General features: G+C 40.3%; 1 tRNA gene. It reads left to right on the forward strand.

Annotated elements, in window-relative coordinates:
* Positions 1–78 precede the first annotated feature (78 nt).
* Positions 79–154 (forward strand) — tRNA-Glu (locus tag P20495_RS00430).
* Positions 155–231 lie beyond the last annotated feature (77 nt).

Consider the following 231-nt stretch of genomic DNA (forward strand, 5'->3'; position numbering starts at 1 on the left):
TAGGAAAGTGTAGTGTTATTAAGAAAGCTCGCCTGAAACGAGTTTAAAAATTCAGTTGTCCTAGTGACACATTTATGTGTCCCCATCGTCTAGAGGCCTAGGACACCGCCCTTTCACGGCGGTAACAGGGGTTCGAATCCCCTTGGGGACGCCACTTACTTATTTAATAGGAAAGTGAAGTGTTATTAGTATTGAAAAATCCAAAAATCCAAAAATCCAAAAATCCAAAAA

Origin of the sequence: Pseudoalteromonas sp. BSi20495 (assembly GCF_000241185.1) — a bacterium.
Taxonomy (GTDB): domain Bacteria; phylum Pseudomonadota; class Gammaproteobacteria; order Enterobacterales; family Alteromonadaceae; genus Pseudoalteromonas; species Pseudoalteromonas fuliginea.